Raw genomic sequence first — 17,021 nt, 5'->3', positions numbered from 1 at the left:
CTTGACCAATATCTAATCTTTTTTTATTCTCTTAAATAATTTCACCCAACGGGTTCTCCATATAATCTTATTCTATTATTTTTTTATATGCTTTTCTAGTTCGGAGTATAAATAACACTAATTTCAAAACTGTTATCTAAGTGTTCTGCATTTTTTTAATTATAATATTCATGTGATAATAAATTCAGTATAATTATAAAATTGTAGCTCGTTTGTTTTTTACTCTTCCCACAAAATGGTATGAGTAATTTTAATAAGTTAGATAGCATTTTTTATGTCTTAGCTAAAATACCCTTTTTTTTATCACTACTTAAATGATTTCTTTATTTGTATGATTTTCTTCATTAATCAAATTGGTTGTTTTTACTATCTGTAGTGGAAATAATATACTTTGTCTTTATACTATACATTTCTAAACCACATTATTTAACATATTCCCACTAAAACCCAAAAATTAAAAACTCAAATAGTAACCCATAATTGATTGAAAGTAATATTTTTACGAAACAATACAAAAAAACACATCATGCAAGTAGGAATAATAGGATTGGGAAAAATGGGATTTAATCTCGCCTTAAATTTAAAACGCAATAATTATCAGGTGGTGGCACAGGATGTCAATAGCGATTTTGTTTCAAAAATTGGTCAGGAAGGGATTGAAACTGCTTATACTGTTGAAGAACTTTGCCAAAAACTAACCAGCCGAAGAGTCATTTGGCTGATGGTTCCTGCGGGTGAAATTGTAGATGGTGTTATTACTTCATTATTACCCTATTTATCCAAAAATGATATTATTGTTGATGGTGGAAACTCCAATTACAACGATTCGAAACGACGTTATGCCCAATTAAAAGAGCATGGAATTGATTTTCTGGACTGCGGAACTTCCGGCGGAACATCAGGAGCACTAGATGGCGCGTGTACGATGATTGGCGGAGATGCTGATGTATTCGATTATGTATCGGGTGTTTTTAAGGATATTTCCGTAGAAAACGGATTTCTATATACCGGAGCTGCAGGAAGCGGGCATTTTACCAAAATGGTTCACAACGGTATCGAATACGGTATGATGCAGTCTATTGCAGAAGGATTTGAGGTTTTTGAACATTCCGAATATGATATTGATTTTCAAAAAACAGCCAAATTGTTTAACCACGGTTCAGTAGTACGTAGCTGGCTGATGGAACTGACTGAAAATGCGTTTTCTAAAGATGCCAGACTCGACGGAATCAAAGGCATCATGCATTCTTCAGGTGAAGGAAAATGGACACTCGAAACCGCTTTGGATTTAGGTGTTCCAACTCCTGTAATTGCTCTTTCAATCATGATGCGCTACCGTTCTCAAATGTCGGATACTTTTTCAGGAAAAGTGGTAGCGGCACTTCGAAATGAGTTTGGAGGTCACGCTGTAGAAAAAAATGAATAATAATTTGGAGTACTTATTTCTTTAATAAATAGATACATAGGCTTTTCTTTGTTCTGTAAAGAATATAAAAGAGAAACTCATTTCTCAACACATAGCTATGTATTTTTAAATAAGTGAAACGCGTCTATTAATGAGCTTACAGAATCTATGATTCTATGTGTTTAAAAACTACACCTAACCAATATCATTAATAATTAATCATTTTCAAAACCATGTCATTACTGATCCTGATTGCCAGTATTTTTTTATTATTAATTCTTATTTCCGGCGCGAAACTTAATGCTTTTATTGCCTTGATTATTGCGGCCTTTTTTGTTGGAATTGCAAAGGAAATGCCTTTTCAGGATTTAATCAATTCCATCCAGCAGGGAGTTGGAAGCACATTAGGCTCTTTGATTTTGATTATTGCATTTGGGGTTATTTTGGGAAACCTGCTTTCAGATAGTGGTGCTGCACAAATAATAAGTTCGGTTATGATTCGCTCTTTTGGCTTCAGGCACATCAAATGGGCAATGGTTATTACCGGTTTTTCGGTGGGAATTTCTATGTTCTACAATGCCGGATTTATCATTTTGATTCCGATGGTTTTTGCAGTTGCCAAAAGCACCAGACAGCCTATTATTTATCTCGGAATTGCAATGGCATCGGCACTTTCCATTACTCACGGATTTTTACCCCCACATCCGGGTCCAACAGCGATTGCTGTTATTTTTAAAGCTAATATCGGAAAAACACTTCTATACGGAATTTTAGTTGCTTTACCTGCGCTTTTTGCTGCCGGAATTGTGTTTCCTGAATTTATAAAAAAGATCAGCGCTTTTCCTCCAAAAGGATTATTCGAAAGCAGAATGTTTACAGAAGCACAAATGCCTTCTTTCGGAATCAGCATCCTGACCGCGTTGGTTCCTGTTTTTTTAATGGGAATGGCTACTTTTAGTGAATTGGTTTTGCCGGAAGAAAGTTCCTTGCGTTCTGTTTTGCTTTTCATCGGAAACCCAACCACTTCGATGCTCATTGCGGTGCTTTTTGCGGTATTTTCATTAGGTATTTTTCGCGGAAGAAAAATGCAGGATATTATGGATAAATCGGGTAGTGCCATGAGTGCTGCCACGATGATTATCCTGATTATTGGTGCAGGAGGTGCTTTCAAACAGGTTCTGATAGACAGCGGGATGGGATCAGATTTAAGTGTTTTTTTCGAAAAATCGTCACTTTCTCCGTTGGTTTTGGGCTGGCTGATTGCGACTATAATTCGGATTGCGTTAGGATCTGCAACAGTTGCAGGATTAACAGCCGCAGGAATTGTACAGCCATTGGTAGTGGCTTCAGGTGTAAGTCCGGAATTAATGGTACTTTCCATTGGCGCAGGAAGTTTAATGTGTTCACATGTTAACGATACAGGATTCTGGATGTTCAAGGAATATTTTGGCATCAGCGTTTCGGATACTTTTAAAACCTGGACAGTGATGGAAACCATTATCGGTGTGATGGGGTTAATAGGGGTATTGGTACTAAATTTATGGATCAAATAAAAGAAATGGAATCACTTTATATAGGAATTGACATTGGCACAACGGCGACAAAAGCAATTTGTTTTGATGTACACGGAAATGTAGTCAGACAGGTTTCAAATTCTTATCCGATGTATCATCCAAAACCGAATTGGAGTGTTCAGAACCCACAGGAAATTTTAGAAACGGTTTTAAAATGTATCAAAGAAATTACAAAAGGTATTCAGCCTGAATTTATCAGTTTTAGTTCGGCGATGCAGAGTATTATCGCAATTGATGAAACAGGAAAACCACTAACTGACGCCCTTTTATGGGCAGACAACAGAGCCAGTGGAATTGCAGAAGAACTTAAAAACTCCGAAAAAGGAAAACATTTTTACCAGAAAACCGGAATTCCGATTCACCCTTTTTCTCCCATGACCAAAATAGCGTGGTTTAAGGAATTTGATTCGGAAGTTTTTTTGAAAACCTATAAATTCATAAGTATTAAAGAGTATGTCTGGCATTATCTGACAGGAGAATATTATACCGATACTTCAATGGCTTCGGGCACCGGATTATTGAATATCCATACTTTGCAGTGGGATGATGAAGTGCTGGGATTTTTAAACATAAAACCCCAACAATTATCAAAAGTCTGTGAAGTCACACATCAATGCAAAGGTATTTCAGATGATTTTCTGTATGTGATTGGAGGCGGAGACGGTGCTTTGGCCAATCTTGGTACCGGAGCGATGAATAAAGATTGTATTGCCTTAACTATTGGTACAAGCGGGGCGTTACGATTACCAATTGACAAACCTTATTTGGATGAACAGATGCGAACGCAATGTTACCATTTGATGGAGAATCAATACCTTACTTTGGGAGCAGTTAACAATGGCGCTATTATTTTGCAATGGCTTCGCGAAACTCTGTTAAAAACAGATCAGTCTTTTGAAGTCCTTTTTGAACAAGCAGAAAAAATACCTGCGGGTTCAGATGGTTTGCTTTTTGTACCTTATTTATTGGGAGAAAGAGCACCAATTTGGGATGCTTCTGCAAAAGGATCACTTTTGGGCATGCAGATTACACATACTCAGGCACATTTGACAAGGGCAACTTTGGAAGGAATTTTGTTTGGATTATTTCAGATCACTGAAATTCTGCTTCCCGATCCTGAAAAAAGAAAACAAATCAAAGTTATGGCCAGCGGTGGGTTTGGTAAAAGCGAACTCTGGCTTCAAATGGCAGCTGATATTTTCCAGATGCAAGTCGAAACATCACAGACTATTGAGGGTTCTGCCTGGGGTGCAGTCTTGGTAGGGATGAAATCTTTAGGAATTGATACAACCAACGAAAACAAAACGGGAATGACTTTTTTTCCGAATGCTAAGCATAAAAAGGTGTATGAAGATGCTTTTGCGAAGTTTAAAATGGTTTATCCAGTATTGAAGGATTTGCTTGATCCTTAAATTTTAAAAGTTATGTTTAGTTTGTTTGTAAAAAAAATTTGATTAACGTTAATCAATCACAAAACTTGTCATGCTGGCGAAGGAAGCATCTCCAAAAGAAACTCCGCATCGTATATGATTTAGATTGTGGGATGTTCTAACGAAGATTCCTCCTTCGTCGAAATTGACAAAATAAATTATTCTTCATTTTAAGTTTAATAAGTATCAATTACAGTTACCAACAAATCAGAATCTACTAAATTAGAAGGCGAAACCACTTTTTCTTCCAAAGGAATATCATTTCCGTATCTTTCTTTTAAAACCTTTTTCACTCTTTCATCGGTTAAATTGAAATCTTTCAAATGCTGGAGTTTCGATAATTCAATATTCGCTCCGTTTTTATAGATTTTCCAGACTAATTCAGAGCAGTAAATTCGGGTGTCGGTCCATTCAAAAAAGGCGTCGTACTCTTTACCGTCAAATTGCTGGCTGTAGTCTTTCATTTTCTGAAGCGTATTTGGAGTTAATATCTTGGCTGCATTCTTTACTCTTTTTACAACATAATTTTTATCCCTTCCATGCATAATCCAATCATCCAAAGGAGTTAGTTTTACAGGCTGAACGGCTTCAAAAACAAATAAATTTCCATTTATTTCATAGATGATTCCGCAATGCGAAAACTTGGAATTGGTTGCAATTCGTACGGCCTCACACTGGGGAGACTCTGAAGTCTGAAAAATGATATCGCCATCCTGAATTTTTTCAGGTAAACCTTTTTGTTCTTTGGTTGTAGATGCCATAAAGGGATTGGTCCGAAAAACCTGCATCGTCACGTAAAGGGCTAAACAAAAACTGAGTAAAAAGGTAATTCCGAGTATGAGGTATTTTGTATTCTTCATTTTGAATTTTAAAACTTAAAAGTATTGTTTATTTTTATAAAACAAGCCATTTTTAAATTTATAGATGACAAATTTGTACCAATAGACAATCGATTTCTACCAGTTAAAGTCAAAAGCACATCAAATGCTGGAATCAGGCAAAACTATTTGAAAGATTGCTATAGTTTTTAAGATTAAAAAAAGGTAATTGACCAATTGGATTGCAATATTCTTTTCAGGCTTCAAATTAATTGGCAGAAATTATTTCGTAACATATGAAATTTAACGTACCAATTTGTTTTGTGAAATATTTTACAGTTTATTTTTTTAAAAATATTAATTCCTATATTTAGCAGGATATTTTTTTTAATTTAATAATTTGTGGATATGTTTAATGATGATTATTCAAGAAGGAAATTTTTAAGGGATGCATTGCTTGCATCAGTGGCTATTGCCACACCTGATTTATTATTGGCTACTGGGCGGGCATTTGGAAGCGTTGATAAAGTCAATCTTGCTTGTGTTGGTATAGGAAACAGGGGTGCAGAAATTATCAAAGCCTTATACGCTACTGGATTGGCAAATGTTGTGGCTCTGTGTGATGTTGATATGGAGGCACCCCATACATTAGAGATACTAAAAATGTTTCCCAATGTTCCAAGATTTAAGGATTTCAGACAGATGTTTGATAAAATGGGTAATCAGTTTGAGGCTGTCTCTATTGGAACACCTGACTTTTCTCATTTTCCCATAACAATGATGGCAATGGCTTTGGGAAAACACGTGTATGTAGAAAAGCCAATGGCACGCACTTTTAACGAAGTAGAATTGATGATGAAGGCCGCAGTAAAATACCCGAAAGTGGTAACCCAAATGGGAAATCAGGGACACTCAGAAGAAAACTATTTTCAGTTTAAAGCCTGGAAGGAAGCAGGCATAATCAAAGATGTAACTGCTATTACTGCACATATGAATTCACCAAGACGATGGCACAAATGGGATCCGAATATTACTTCTTTCCCACCGGCGGAACCTATTCCATCAACACTCGACTGGGATATTTGGCAAATGCAGACACAAGGACATAAGTTTAACAAGGAATTCGTCAATGGGCAATGGCGCTGCTGGTATGATTTTGGTATGGGCGCATTAGGCGATTGGGGAGCACATATTCTTGATACAGCCCATGAATTTTTAGATCTTGGTCTTCCATACGAAGTTGATCCTTTAAAATTAGAGGGTCACAATAATTTCTTTTATCCCATGTCGACCACTCTTTCATTCAAATTCCCAAAACGTGGTGATATGCCTCCTGTGGAAATAAAATGGTATGATGGAGTAGATAATTTTCCACCAATACCTGAAGGATATGGTGTACAAGGTCTTGATCCCAATATTCCACCTCCAAGTACAGGCGCAATAGAACCAGCAAAACTTAATCCGGGTAAAATCATTTACAGCAAAGAACTTACTTTTAAAGGAGGTTCACATGGTAGTGCATTGTCAATTATACCTGATGAAAAGGCAAAACAAATGTTCTCCAGTCTGCCTAACGTTCCTTTAAGTCCTTCTAATCACTTCGCTAATTTTCTAAAGGCGTGTAAGGGTGAAGAACAAACACGTTCGCCTTTCGCTATTGCAGGACCTTTAAGCCAGGTATTTTGCCTGGGTGTTCTTGCACAATGGACTGGCGAGAAAATTGTTTTTGACAGAACAAAGAAAATTATTACAAGCAGTAAAAAAGCGAATCAATTACTAATGGGACCTCCGCCCCGCAAAGGATGGGAGGAATATTATAAAGTATAATTGGCTGTTTAACAAATTAAAAATCCCTATTCCAGAATTATTGGCTTTAGCTAATAATATTACAGATTTTATCTACAGAAATAAAAACATTGGGAATTGTCCGTGAAGTAAATCTGCTTTTAAAATTTATATAATTATCAACTCTGTTTACTTATGAAACGTAGAAATTTTATCCGTCAGTCAGGATTATTTACTGCTGGCTTGTTATTGCATCAGCAAATGTTGCATTCCTACTCTTTTAGTGAAACAGCTAAAATAATTTCAATCGGAATAATTGGCTGTGGAGACAGGGGAAATGGTCTCGGTAGTGTAATAAACGACATGCCGGAAGAGTTTGAATTGAAAGCGGTTTGTGATGTGTTGCCTTTTCGTCTAGATAAGGCAAAGATATTAGGTAAAAAAAATAACATTCGTTACGAAAAAGAGTATGGCAAGTTGCTGGATGACAAAACAATTGATGCTGTAATCATTGCTACACCGCTATACAATCATTATGAAATTGCTGCAGCAGCTATCAAGGCAGGCAAACATGTCTACCTCGAAAAAACAATGACCTACAATGCAGAACAGGCACTAGCATTGGTTAGATTGTCCCAACAGCATCCCAACCAAACTTTGCAGGTAGGCCACCAGTATCGCTACACACCGCTTTACTTTAAAGTAAAACAAATGATTGATAACGGTTATCTGGGTAAAGTAACACAGATCGATTGCCGGTGGGACCGTAATGCAAATTGGCGAAGACCCGTACCTGAAGGCTACACGGAAAGGCAGGTGAACTGGCGTATGTACAAAGAGTACTCCGGTGGGTTGCCTGCAGAATTATTATCACATCAGGTTGATTTTATTAACTGGGCCTTCAATACACATCCCGATGAAATACTGGGAACAGGCGGTATTGACTATTATAAGGATGGGAGAGAAACTTTTGATAACATACAGACCATTCTGCGTTACAACAAGGATGGAATGATTGGGAATTTTGGAGCTACTTGTGCAAATGAAAAAGATGGATATCTTTTTAAATTAAAAGGAACAAAAGGGACAATCGAATTGTTGATGGATGATGGATTGTTTTTTCCTGAAAAGCAAACTAGAAAAGAGCTTGAAATAGTTGATGGTGTCAGCGGTGCTTCAAAAATTGAGTGGAATAAAGATGGAGGAATTCCTATTCTCAAGGAAAAATCAAAAGATGGAAGCTGGTATGCCTTGCAGGAATTTCATAAAACTATCACAACCCATTCTACACCTGTATCAAATGTTATTACTGGTGCTAAAACGGCTTGTTGTGTACACCTTATGAATAAGGCAATTTATAATAATACCATCGAAAAATGGAAACCTGAATTTAATATTGTATAAAATTGAAAAACATAATACACTATGAAAAAAATCACAATAATTGCTTTGTTATTTATTGCAGCAAATGGTTTTGCACAAAACAAGGAATGGCAATCCTTATTTGATGGAAAAACCCTAAAAGGCTGGAAACAAGTTACTGGATCCGCACCTTACACCGTAGAAAATGGAATGATTATTGGCACAACGATTGACAAATCACCCAATTCATTTTTAGTAAATGATCAAAAATTTACCGGTGATTTTGTTTTAGAGATGGAAACTATGTTATCAGATGCTAATACCAATTCGGGTGTACAGTTCAAAAGTAATTTTGATCCTAAAGCAAATGATGGAAAAGGACGTGTCTATGGCTACCAATATGAATTAGATCCTTCATCACGCAAGTGGAGTGGAGGCATTTACGATGAAGGAAGAAGAGAATGGTTGTATCCCGGATCTTATAATCCAAATGGGCAACAACTTTTTACCTTAAACGTTTTTCACAAAATGCGTATTGAATGCATAGGAAATTCAGTAAAAACATGGTTGGATGGAGTGCCGGTTTCTTATCTGGTAGATTCCCTAACCGTGAATGAGGGACTTTTAGCTTTGCAGATACATTCGATTGGAAGACCGGAGCATGCAGGTATAAAAATATGTTGGAAGAATATCCGTATTCAAACAAAAAATAGTAAACCCCTTCCTTTTCCAAAAGGGATTTATGTTGTAAATCTATTACCTAATGTGCTTACCACATATGAAAAGGAAAACGGTTGGAAATTGCTATTTGATGGCAAAAGCACTACAGGCTGGCATGGTGCTCATAAAAATACTTTTCCCGAAAAAGGATGGGAAGTGAAGGATGGGATTCTGAAAGTATTGTCATCCTCTGGAGGTGAATCAACAAATGGAGGAGATATTGTTACCAAAAATCAATACAGTGCATTTGATTTGTCGCTCGATTTTAAATTATCGAAAGGAGCCAACAGCGGTATAAAATATTTTGTAACACTCACGGAAAAGAATAGCGGCTCCGCTATTGGCCCTGAATATCAATTACTGGATGATACACTTCACCCGGATGCAAAACTTGGTAAGGAAGGAAACAGGACATTAGCTTCCTTATACGATCTTATCAAATCACAAAAATCACCACGATTCTTTAAGCAGCCAGGCAATTGGAATACTGCACGTATTGTTGCTTATCCTAATAATCATATAGAACACTATCTTAATGGTATTAAGGTATTAGAGTATGACCGCGGATCTCAGGCTTTTCGTGATTTGGTTGCTATCAGCAAATACAAGGTATGGCCAAACTTTGGTGAAGCACCGGAAGGGCACATTTTAATTCAGGATCATGGTAATGAGGTAAGTTTTAGAAGTATTAAAATCAGAGAGCTGAAATAAATATTTTGTACTGTATTATTTTGGATAATCACATAATCAACCAGCCTTAAGTTGGCTTTATCTTTAAGTAATTCTGAAACGACATTAAATGATCAGAAAATTATAAATTGTAAAACCCTGCTCTTTTAAGAGCAGGGTTTTACAATTTATTTTCACTTACACTATTTATAATTTTCAATATGCAATTTCTTTAAATTAACTTATATAGTTTAAAGAGTTGCACTTAAATTAAACAGCTTTGAATACTTAACGGATTCAAAACTGTTCAGGTGTTTTATTTTATTTTATTAAATTCTTAAAAGCTGATCCAAAAATTAAATAGCTGGTATTACCCCCAATTGTACCTTCATTTTGTCCCCAGAGAAACGGCCAGTCATCGAAATTTTCAAAATGGTCGGGTTTTCTGAATAATATACCAGGAGCAACATTTCCCGGAATAAAGGAAAAGTCCGCTCTGTTATTGCCATAAAACACTGCTTTAGGGCGGGTAGCACCCACCGTTGCCACTAAGGAGTAATTATGATACGGATGACAGCCAAAAAGATAGTTGGAGGTCTTGTAAGCGTGTCTGGCATCAATAACTTCAGGAAAATGCTTGCTGGCGAAACATACGGTAGTGCCAAAATTTAACATTATTCCGCCGCCTGCCCAGTTTCCAAGGCCGATTGGCACGCCGTACGGGTTTTCTTGCTCAAGTTTATCTATATATTCTTTAAACTTAACAACATAAGGTCTTAGCTTTTCCTTGTATGCTGCGTCCATGTGAGGGATAGCATCTAAAGCTGTCAGAAGACCGAAATTTACGTTACGATCAAGTGCTGGCCATAACAGTTCCTGAAATTTATTTTTGTATTGCTCTTCACCGGTTGATATATACAATTGCAGATTCGTTGCAGCATTAAAGGACCTGCCTCGTCTAAGAGTGTCTTGTGGCTGCCTCGCCAGTAATTCAGTTGACTCTTTTAAGAGTCTTTTTGATTGTTGCAATGCTCTGGCAGAGAGATCGTCGTTATAACCCTTCAAGGCTCTGCTTGCTGCCGCAAACATTGTCGCAGCACTAAGATCAAGACCAGGGTTTCGGCTTGTAAATGCCCACATATCATCTTTAACCCCGCTTGATTTACCGTCACTTGCTTTTTCATAAGGACCAAGATTTGGATTATAAGGCAGTCCATCTGTTAATGAAGCTGCGTCACCAAGGTGGTGATAATTGTCCAGAACAGAATTGGAAAGCGTTTGTGCCATATGACCAATAATCTCTGCCTGAGCCACCAGGTTTAATGTTCCATGTTCGATAAACTGTAGTACATCAGGTTTTCCGTCAGGTCGGTGAAGATCTACGTAACGCTGATTCTGGTCAACAAAAGTCTGATCACGTAAGGGTTTAAAATATTCCCATGTTTGCACAAAGTTCTGAACAACGCTGATATTAGCATTAGTTTCAATATCGAAATCTCCGGCATCAAAAAAACCACCTACGTTTAATCCTGGTATCAGTTCAAGGGGTTTGAATTTAGTATCGGTTGTTGGTCCCTGTCCATGAAGGTCGAAATGGTCTGTATTGGGAGGAGCCTGACGGTATCCTTCCTTAAAAGGTTCTCCATGCCATACCCTGTAAGCCTCGTTTACATACATATGATTCATATGTATGGGTATCCAAATATCGCTGGTAGCATCGGTAATCTTATCGTAAACATTATTTTGTATTAAAAAATTATTTGTTTTAAAGTTGCCATACTGGATGTAATATATTCCAGGATCTTTAACCGAAGAAAAATCGAATTTTACATAGTGATATTTAAAATAGTTTCCCCATGGCACAATCTTTCCGTTAAATACTTCTGTAGCATTTCCGTCGTTACCTATTTTATACAAGGAGGCTTTTGCAAGTGGTTTGTCTTTTTTGTCTAATTCAATTACTGATACCTTTTCTTGCGAAGGGATGTAGCCTACCTGAGAGAATCCGATATTTGGTTCCCTTGTCCAGTCCTTAATAGCATTTGGTTCAACCGTCCAAGTTAAAACTTTGCCAGTTTTTCCTGTTGGAAGTATACTACGAACTACGAACCAGCCGTTTTGTGCGAGCATACGTCCATCATAAAGCATAAGATCGGTATCCTGCGAGGTAATTTTTATCAAGCGGGAAGGTTCATCGGGTGCAAGAAGAAAGGTACGACCGGTTTCGAGAGGAAGCGGATCAATAAATTTATCAGTTCCTCTGTCATCTGAAGTTTTGTATCCCTTAAACTGCTTTGGTTTTTCACTGTTAGGCTTGGTAACTGTATTGCCTACCACATAGCGCGGAAATCGATTATATCGGCCATCCATCAAATAAGCCTTTCCCCAATATTGCGAAGGTAAAAACTCAAGATTAAATCCTGCACTGCCTTCAAGAGCTTTTGGAATGGGTTTATCCAGGTAAACAGATATTTCAACTCCTTTACCTTTAGCCGTAACGACTACTCTCGAATCAAAATCATAATCTTTATATCTTAAAGTAGTTTCGATACTTTTAGATGCCCGGTCAACCTTTCGGGATGGTATTTCCGGAACAAGATCCCATTGTTCAGGAGTATTGGAAAGTCTCACAGCACCACCTTGTGCAGTTCGGACTCCGTGATGAATTAATTCTATACCGGCATTCTTTTCATCGTTAAAACCTCCGGTAAAAAGGTTATTATAAACAAGGACATTAACGCCTTGCGTCTCGAAATACTCAAGATCATTAAGCTTTAAATCCTGGCACCAAATACTAGATGATGTTAGCAGCAACATCAATGATACAAATAGTTTTTTCTTCATAGTTAGTTAAATCAATTATCCTTTATGGAGTGGTTCTAACTTATAAAGGTAATAATAACTGATTGCAGAAAATAAAACAAATGAAGCAAAAACTGGTAATAATAGTTGATTTTGTTAAAAAATTCTTCTTATGGAAACTGTTTTTCTATGGAATTTTTTAAGTTGGCTTATTTTTTTAATACCTCTTTTACTCCTCCTTTTGTCAAAATTATGGCTTTGCAAATACTGTAATTTACCTGCATATTTTTCATATAGTGCTTTGCAAATATTAGTTTTATTATGTTTTTATGGAAGTTCTGCTTCTTTTGAAAGGCAATTGCTAAAAGTCAATAGCGTAGAATGTATGAAAATGATTCGTTATTAGAAAGTACAGTTACAAAAATTTTGTCATCTGTTAATTGGCTAAAGGAAGTCCAAACCCAGGAATAAAAGGGGCATTTGGTTTCGTAACAAAATCTCTGATGAAAAAACTTTTGTAAGTTGTCTGTAAATCATAAAAAAAAAATTATCAGATTGTAATTTATCAGAATATTTGATTTTTTCAATGGATTTTGGTACTGCTAAATCCGGTTTAAAAGTGATATAGAAAATATTAGACCTGAAAATACTTCTTGCCGATTGTTCGGATCGTCCCAAGTGAAATGCGGATGTCCGTTTCTATACCACAAGCGAATGGATATTTGAAGATTTTGCAAGTATTCTGCGACCCGTTTACCTGTTTTGCCGGTGCTTCCTAAACTTAAAACTCTGTTGCCCATATTTTTTTCTTGAAAATTATGAGACAAAATTAGAATAGTGATCAGCCATAAAATTGTTAAAAACGACAAAATGATTTTTGTTACTTAAACGATTTAGGTGTTTTACCTGTGTACACTTTAAAAACTTTTATAAAATGCGATTGATCTGAATAGCCGTTTTCATATACTATGTCTGTAAGTTTTTCAAAATCTTTTGTTGTTAATTGTTGCATTGAAAATTGAAATTTTATAATGTTTGAAAACTGTTTGGCAGAAATCCCAACTTCTTTCATAAATCTTCTTTCAAATGTTCGTTCTGTCAAATTTATTTTGTCACAAATACTTACAATTGAAATTTGTCCTTTGTTATCCATAACAATTTGTATGGCCTGTCTAATTAGTAAATCAAGCGTTTCTTTTCTGGATTGAAAAATATCAAAAAGCATACTTGTCAAAATTGCTATTCTTTTCCCGAGATTGGAAGATTCATTAAGTTGATTAATTATCATATTTCCATTTTCAATTTGATTCAAATCATAGCAACTGTCATTAATTTCTTTTGCAGTTACATTGAAAAAACTTTTGAGAACAAAAGGGTATAATTGAAAAATTATCAATTGGTAAGTTCCGTTTATTACTATTTCAATTGGTGTTATCGTTTGTCCATAAAGAAATAGCAATGGCAAGTGTTTGTTATGCGGGCTTAGAAATAAACCATTTTCTGAATCTTGAAACATAAGTCCGGGATAACCATCGGCAAAAAAGGGTAGTATTGTTTCCTGGTCAATTTTGGTTTCGTCGAAAACTAAAATACTCTTTACAAAATGCGAAATTGATTGGTCTGGGATTAGAGTTTTAAAATTCATTTTTGTTAAAATGTTTATTTTTTTGGTGTAGCTCTATAATGACACCTAATGTTCTGGCTCTTTACTGCCCAACAGTTATTTCGAAAATGGAATTTTAAATTGCCGTTTATTTCGATTACAGTAAAGATATTGGTAATTCATGTTTACGACTTCCATCTTCTGCGCTTGTCTCGAATAGTATCAGTGTTAAAGTTGAGTTTTCATTTGATTTTGAAACTTCAAATGAGAAATCAAATTTTCCCCATTTCGGTGCGCCTGCGTCTGTCTGTTCAAAGCCACTTTTTAATTCATTATGACCATCTTCAACTACCCAGCCAAAATTCGCTTCAAATATTTGACCTTCTCCTTTTACTCGAAATTTATTCGCTGTTATTTTTTCTACTGTCACTTCCCTAAAGAGCTCATTAAAAAATATTTTTTTAGGAATTGTATTAGATGAACTGGTAGTTACAGTATCTTTAGACGTAAACTTGTCTTCAGACTTTTTTACAGTCTTACTTTCTTTATTACAAGAGATACACAATAGAATCGAAAACATAATTATCAATTTCATAGTTATTTCTTTGTGGTTGTTTGTATGCATAATGAGTTGAAATGGTAATAAACGTAACTTATCGCCGGGTTTCAAATATGTAGTGATTATTTTCTGATACAGTTTAACAAAACTATAAATTAAGACGTGTCACTTACAGAAACCGGAAATTTGCTATGAATATTACCACAAGTTAGTTTTCTTTAAATTCAAAACTCAGAAATTTACTGGCTCTGGGATAACTTTAGTACTATACCTTTCGAAATGTCGTACCAATAACGAGTAAAATAAAGCCAATTAACAACATTTCATAGTTATACTTTGACAATATATCTATATGGTAATAATGTCCCAAAATGCCTAAAAAACCTAGGATGAGCGCAATAGCCCATATTGTTTGGTTGGGTGCGCTGGGCATAAATTTTTTGTTTGCCATAATTGTTTAATTTAGTTAATGAGTGATTCTTTGTTGAATTTCAAGTTACTTCTAAGCTCTTCTTAGTTATTTTTCGTATTTTTCGCTAATGCAAATGTCTGTTATTTAACTTCATACTAATCAATTACATCCGTGTTTCTCATAAGTGCTATTTTGATGGCTGCTACTTTTGTAAGTCCGAAGAGGTCTACAGACAAAAATATCCCAACATCAGGTCTCTAAAGATATAAAAAAAAACTCGCTATGGTTTTTTTAATAAATTACTTTTGTTATTAGCTTTCTTTTTTTTTAAACCAGTAAAATGGAAAGTTTTGCCATCTAATTTTGCTGTTTCGTTTGTATTAGCAAATTTCTCTTATCTGTCTATTTATGAGTTTTCCGGATATTACGCAGCTTGATCCGGGTGTGTTTATATGTTTGACACTAACCATTTGCATAGCTAAACGTGTTTTGGACTAGATTAACATTATTTTCGGTCAAATACTACTTTTAAAATACGAAAACAACTTTAAATAATCCTACACCGCCATATTTCCAAACGAAGATTGGCTGGATGATTTTTTATCTCATTGCATTTTGAAATTTCTCCAATGCATCAATTACACTCTTGTTATTTATAAATTTCTCACGAATTAAAATTTCATCATAATTTTCTCTGCTTACCAATGGACTAACTTTTAATTCTAAATATGCAGGAACTTGAATAACACTCTTCGACATTCCTTTTAGAAGAAAATATGGAAACATTTCTTTTTCAGTTTTTGAATGCAGTGCTAAATAAATTAAACTAAGATTCTCATATAATTTTATGATTTTATCAGTGGGCTGCTCAATTAACTTCGTATAACTTATATAAGTATTGATTGTTTCTTTTCGATAATAAGTTAGATAACTGATATTGGAATTGTCTTCACTTATAAATTTCTCAATATCTTTAATTTCCAAATTTTCTGTATTAGATTGTAATTCCTGAAATTTATTCAAAGTATTAAAAAAAAACGTCGAAAGAGTATTGGAATTTTTATGATAAACAAATTTAATAATTTGATTTTTTTTAGAATTATAAATTGAATTATCAATCTCTGGATTTGTTATTAGGTATAGTATGGAGTCATTTTTTATGATTTGTTTTTTGATATTCAAAGTGTCAGCTGAAGCAATGTACTCTTTATTAGAATTGTAATTAACAATTCTCCCTGTTATCAATTTGTCTTTAGCTATAGTGTTGAAGGAAATGTCTTCGATTCTAAAGGTATACCAACTACCATCAAATTGTGCATTTGAATAATGACTTATAAATAATAATGCAATCGTAATAATTTTTTTCATATGGCATTCTTAATTCTGTGAAAAATATGTTACAATTTAAAAAAATTGGCGAAGTGGAGGATTTAAAAAAGCCTGCCCAGCGTTTGCATAATTGCCCAATAGTATAAAAGATGTTGAGTTTACAACTGTAAGCCCCAATATTGCCAGTAATAGAGAATAAAATATGTTCATAGATTCTTTCTGGTTTTTTTTAATCACTGCCAGTCGCTATAATCTACCTAAATTAGGTCTATACTCGAAAGTTTGTTTCTTATTATTTTTTTTAAATATATTTCTTTTTCTTATTTGTTACAGCAAATTTTTTCACAAAAGATTAATAGGTATCTTTTGTGATTTCCGTTAAAGCAATCTTATAAAAAATAAATTTTTTTTCCAAAAATATCCAATTGCCAATATAAACAGTCACGTACTTTTTACCTGTTTATTATTTTTGAAACCAAAATACCCAGCCCTGATAGAAGCCTACCGTGTGGACACAAATATAATTTTGCTATTTTTATTTCAGAAACAATTA

Annotated in this window: 11 protein-coding genes; 6 read left to right on the top strand and 5 right to left on the bottom strand. The window is 35.0% G+C overall.

Annotated elements, in window-relative coordinates; all coding sequences use genetic code 11:
* Positions 1 to 526: 526 nt before the first annotated feature.
* The 3 genes from gnd to ABI657_RS16750 all read left to right on the top strand — a co-directional run bounded on the left by gnd (position 527) and on the right by ABI657_RS16750 (position 4,391).
* On the top strand, positions 527 to 1,426 hold the full coding sequence (gnd, locus tag ABI657_RS16760; RefSeq protein WP_348098418.1) for a phosphogluconate dehydrogenase (NAD(+)-dependent, decarboxylating): 900 nt from the start codon (positions 527 to 529) through the stop codon (positions 1,424 to 1,426).
* A gap of 212 nt (positions 1,427 to 1,638) precedes the next feature.
* On the top strand, positions 1,639 to 2,958 hold the full coding sequence (locus ABI657_RS16755; RefSeq protein WP_348098417.1) for a gluconate:H+ symporter: 1,320 nt from the start codon (positions 1,639 to 1,641) through the stop codon (positions 2,956 to 2,958).
* On the top strand, positions 2,946 to 4,391 hold the full coding sequence (locus ABI657_RS16750; protein ID WP_348098416.1) for a gluconokinase: 1,446 nt from the start codon (positions 2,946 to 2,948) through the stop codon (positions 4,389 to 4,391). Before ABI657_RS16755 ends, ABI657_RS16750 begins: the two co-directional genes overlap by 13 nt.
* A 194-nt stretch (positions 4,392 to 4,585) precedes the next feature.
* On the opposite strand, the gene ABI657_RS16745 is transcribed toward ABI657_RS16750, so the two are convergent.
* Complete coding sequence (locus tag ABI657_RS16745; RefSeq protein WP_348098415.1) at positions 4,586 to 5,269, bottom strand: YiiX family permuted papain-like enzyme; 684 nt, start codon at positions 5,267 to 5,269, stop codon at positions 4,586 to 4,588.
* A 366-nt stretch (positions 5,270 to 5,635) separates the two neighbouring features.
* On the opposite strand from ABI657_RS16745, the gene ABI657_RS16740 reads away from it, so the two are divergent.
* The 3 genes from ABI657_RS16740 to ABI657_RS16730 all read left to right on the top strand — a co-directional run bounded on the left by ABI657_RS16740 (position 5,636) and on the right by ABI657_RS16730 (position 9,805).
* Positions 5,636 to 7,054: a Gfo/Idh/MocA family oxidoreductase gene (locus tag ABI657_RS16740; RefSeq protein WP_348098414.1), complete on the top strand. Its 1,419-nt coding sequence runs from the start codon at positions 5,636 to 5,638 to the stop codon at positions 7,052 to 7,054.
* A 153-nt stretch (positions 7,055 to 7,207) separates the two neighbouring features.
* A complete protein-coding gene (locus ABI657_RS16735) occupies positions 7,208 to 8,416 on the top strand; it encodes a Gfo/Idh/MocA family oxidoreductase (protein WP_348098413.1) in 1,209 nt (402 codons plus the stop codon).
* A gap of 21 nt (positions 8,417 to 8,437) precedes the next feature.
* Entirely contained in the window at positions 8,438 to 9,805 is a 1,368-nt protein-coding gene (locus ABI657_RS16730) for a DUF1080 domain-containing protein (protein ID WP_348098412.1), read from the top strand.
* A 279-nt stretch (positions 9,806 to 10,084) separates the two neighbouring features.
* Here the strand turns inward: ABI657_RS16730 and ABI657_RS16725 are convergent, their stop codons facing one another.
* From ABI657_RS16725 to ABI657_RS16710, 4 genes are all read right to left on the bottom strand, one after another.
* Positions 10,085 to 12,607, bottom strand: coding sequence for a cellulase N-terminal Ig-like domain-containing protein (locus ABI657_RS16725; RefSeq protein WP_348098411.1), 2,523 nt, complete (start codon positions 12,605 to 12,607; stop codon positions 10,085 to 10,087).
* 838 nt (positions 12,608 to 13,445) lie between these two features.
* Positions 13,446 to 14,210, bottom strand: a complete 765-nt coding sequence (locus ABI657_RS16720) for a helix-turn-helix transcriptional regulator (protein WP_348098410.1) — start codon at positions 14,208 to 14,210, stop codon at positions 13,446 to 13,448.
* A 115-nt stretch (positions 14,211 to 14,325) separates the two neighbouring features.
* Entirely contained in the window at positions 14,326 to 14,763 is a 438-nt protein-coding gene (locus ABI657_RS16715) for a Gmad2 immunoglobulin-like domain-containing protein (RefSeq protein WP_348098409.1), read from the bottom strand.
* A gap of 976 nt (positions 14,764 to 15,739) precedes the next feature.
* Positions 15,740 to 16,507, bottom strand: a complete 768-nt coding sequence (locus tag ABI657_RS16710; RefSeq protein WP_348098408.1) for a hypothetical protein — start codon at positions 16,505 to 16,507, stop codon at positions 15,740 to 15,742.
* Positions 16,508 to 17,021: the final 514 nt, after the last annotated feature.

The organism is Flavobacterium sp. (assembly GCF_039930565.1).
Taxonomy (GTDB): domain Bacteria; phylum Bacteroidota; class Bacteroidia; order Flavobacteriales; family Flavobacteriaceae; genus Flavobacterium.
This window is presented reverse-complemented; position numbering and strand designations above follow the sequence as displayed.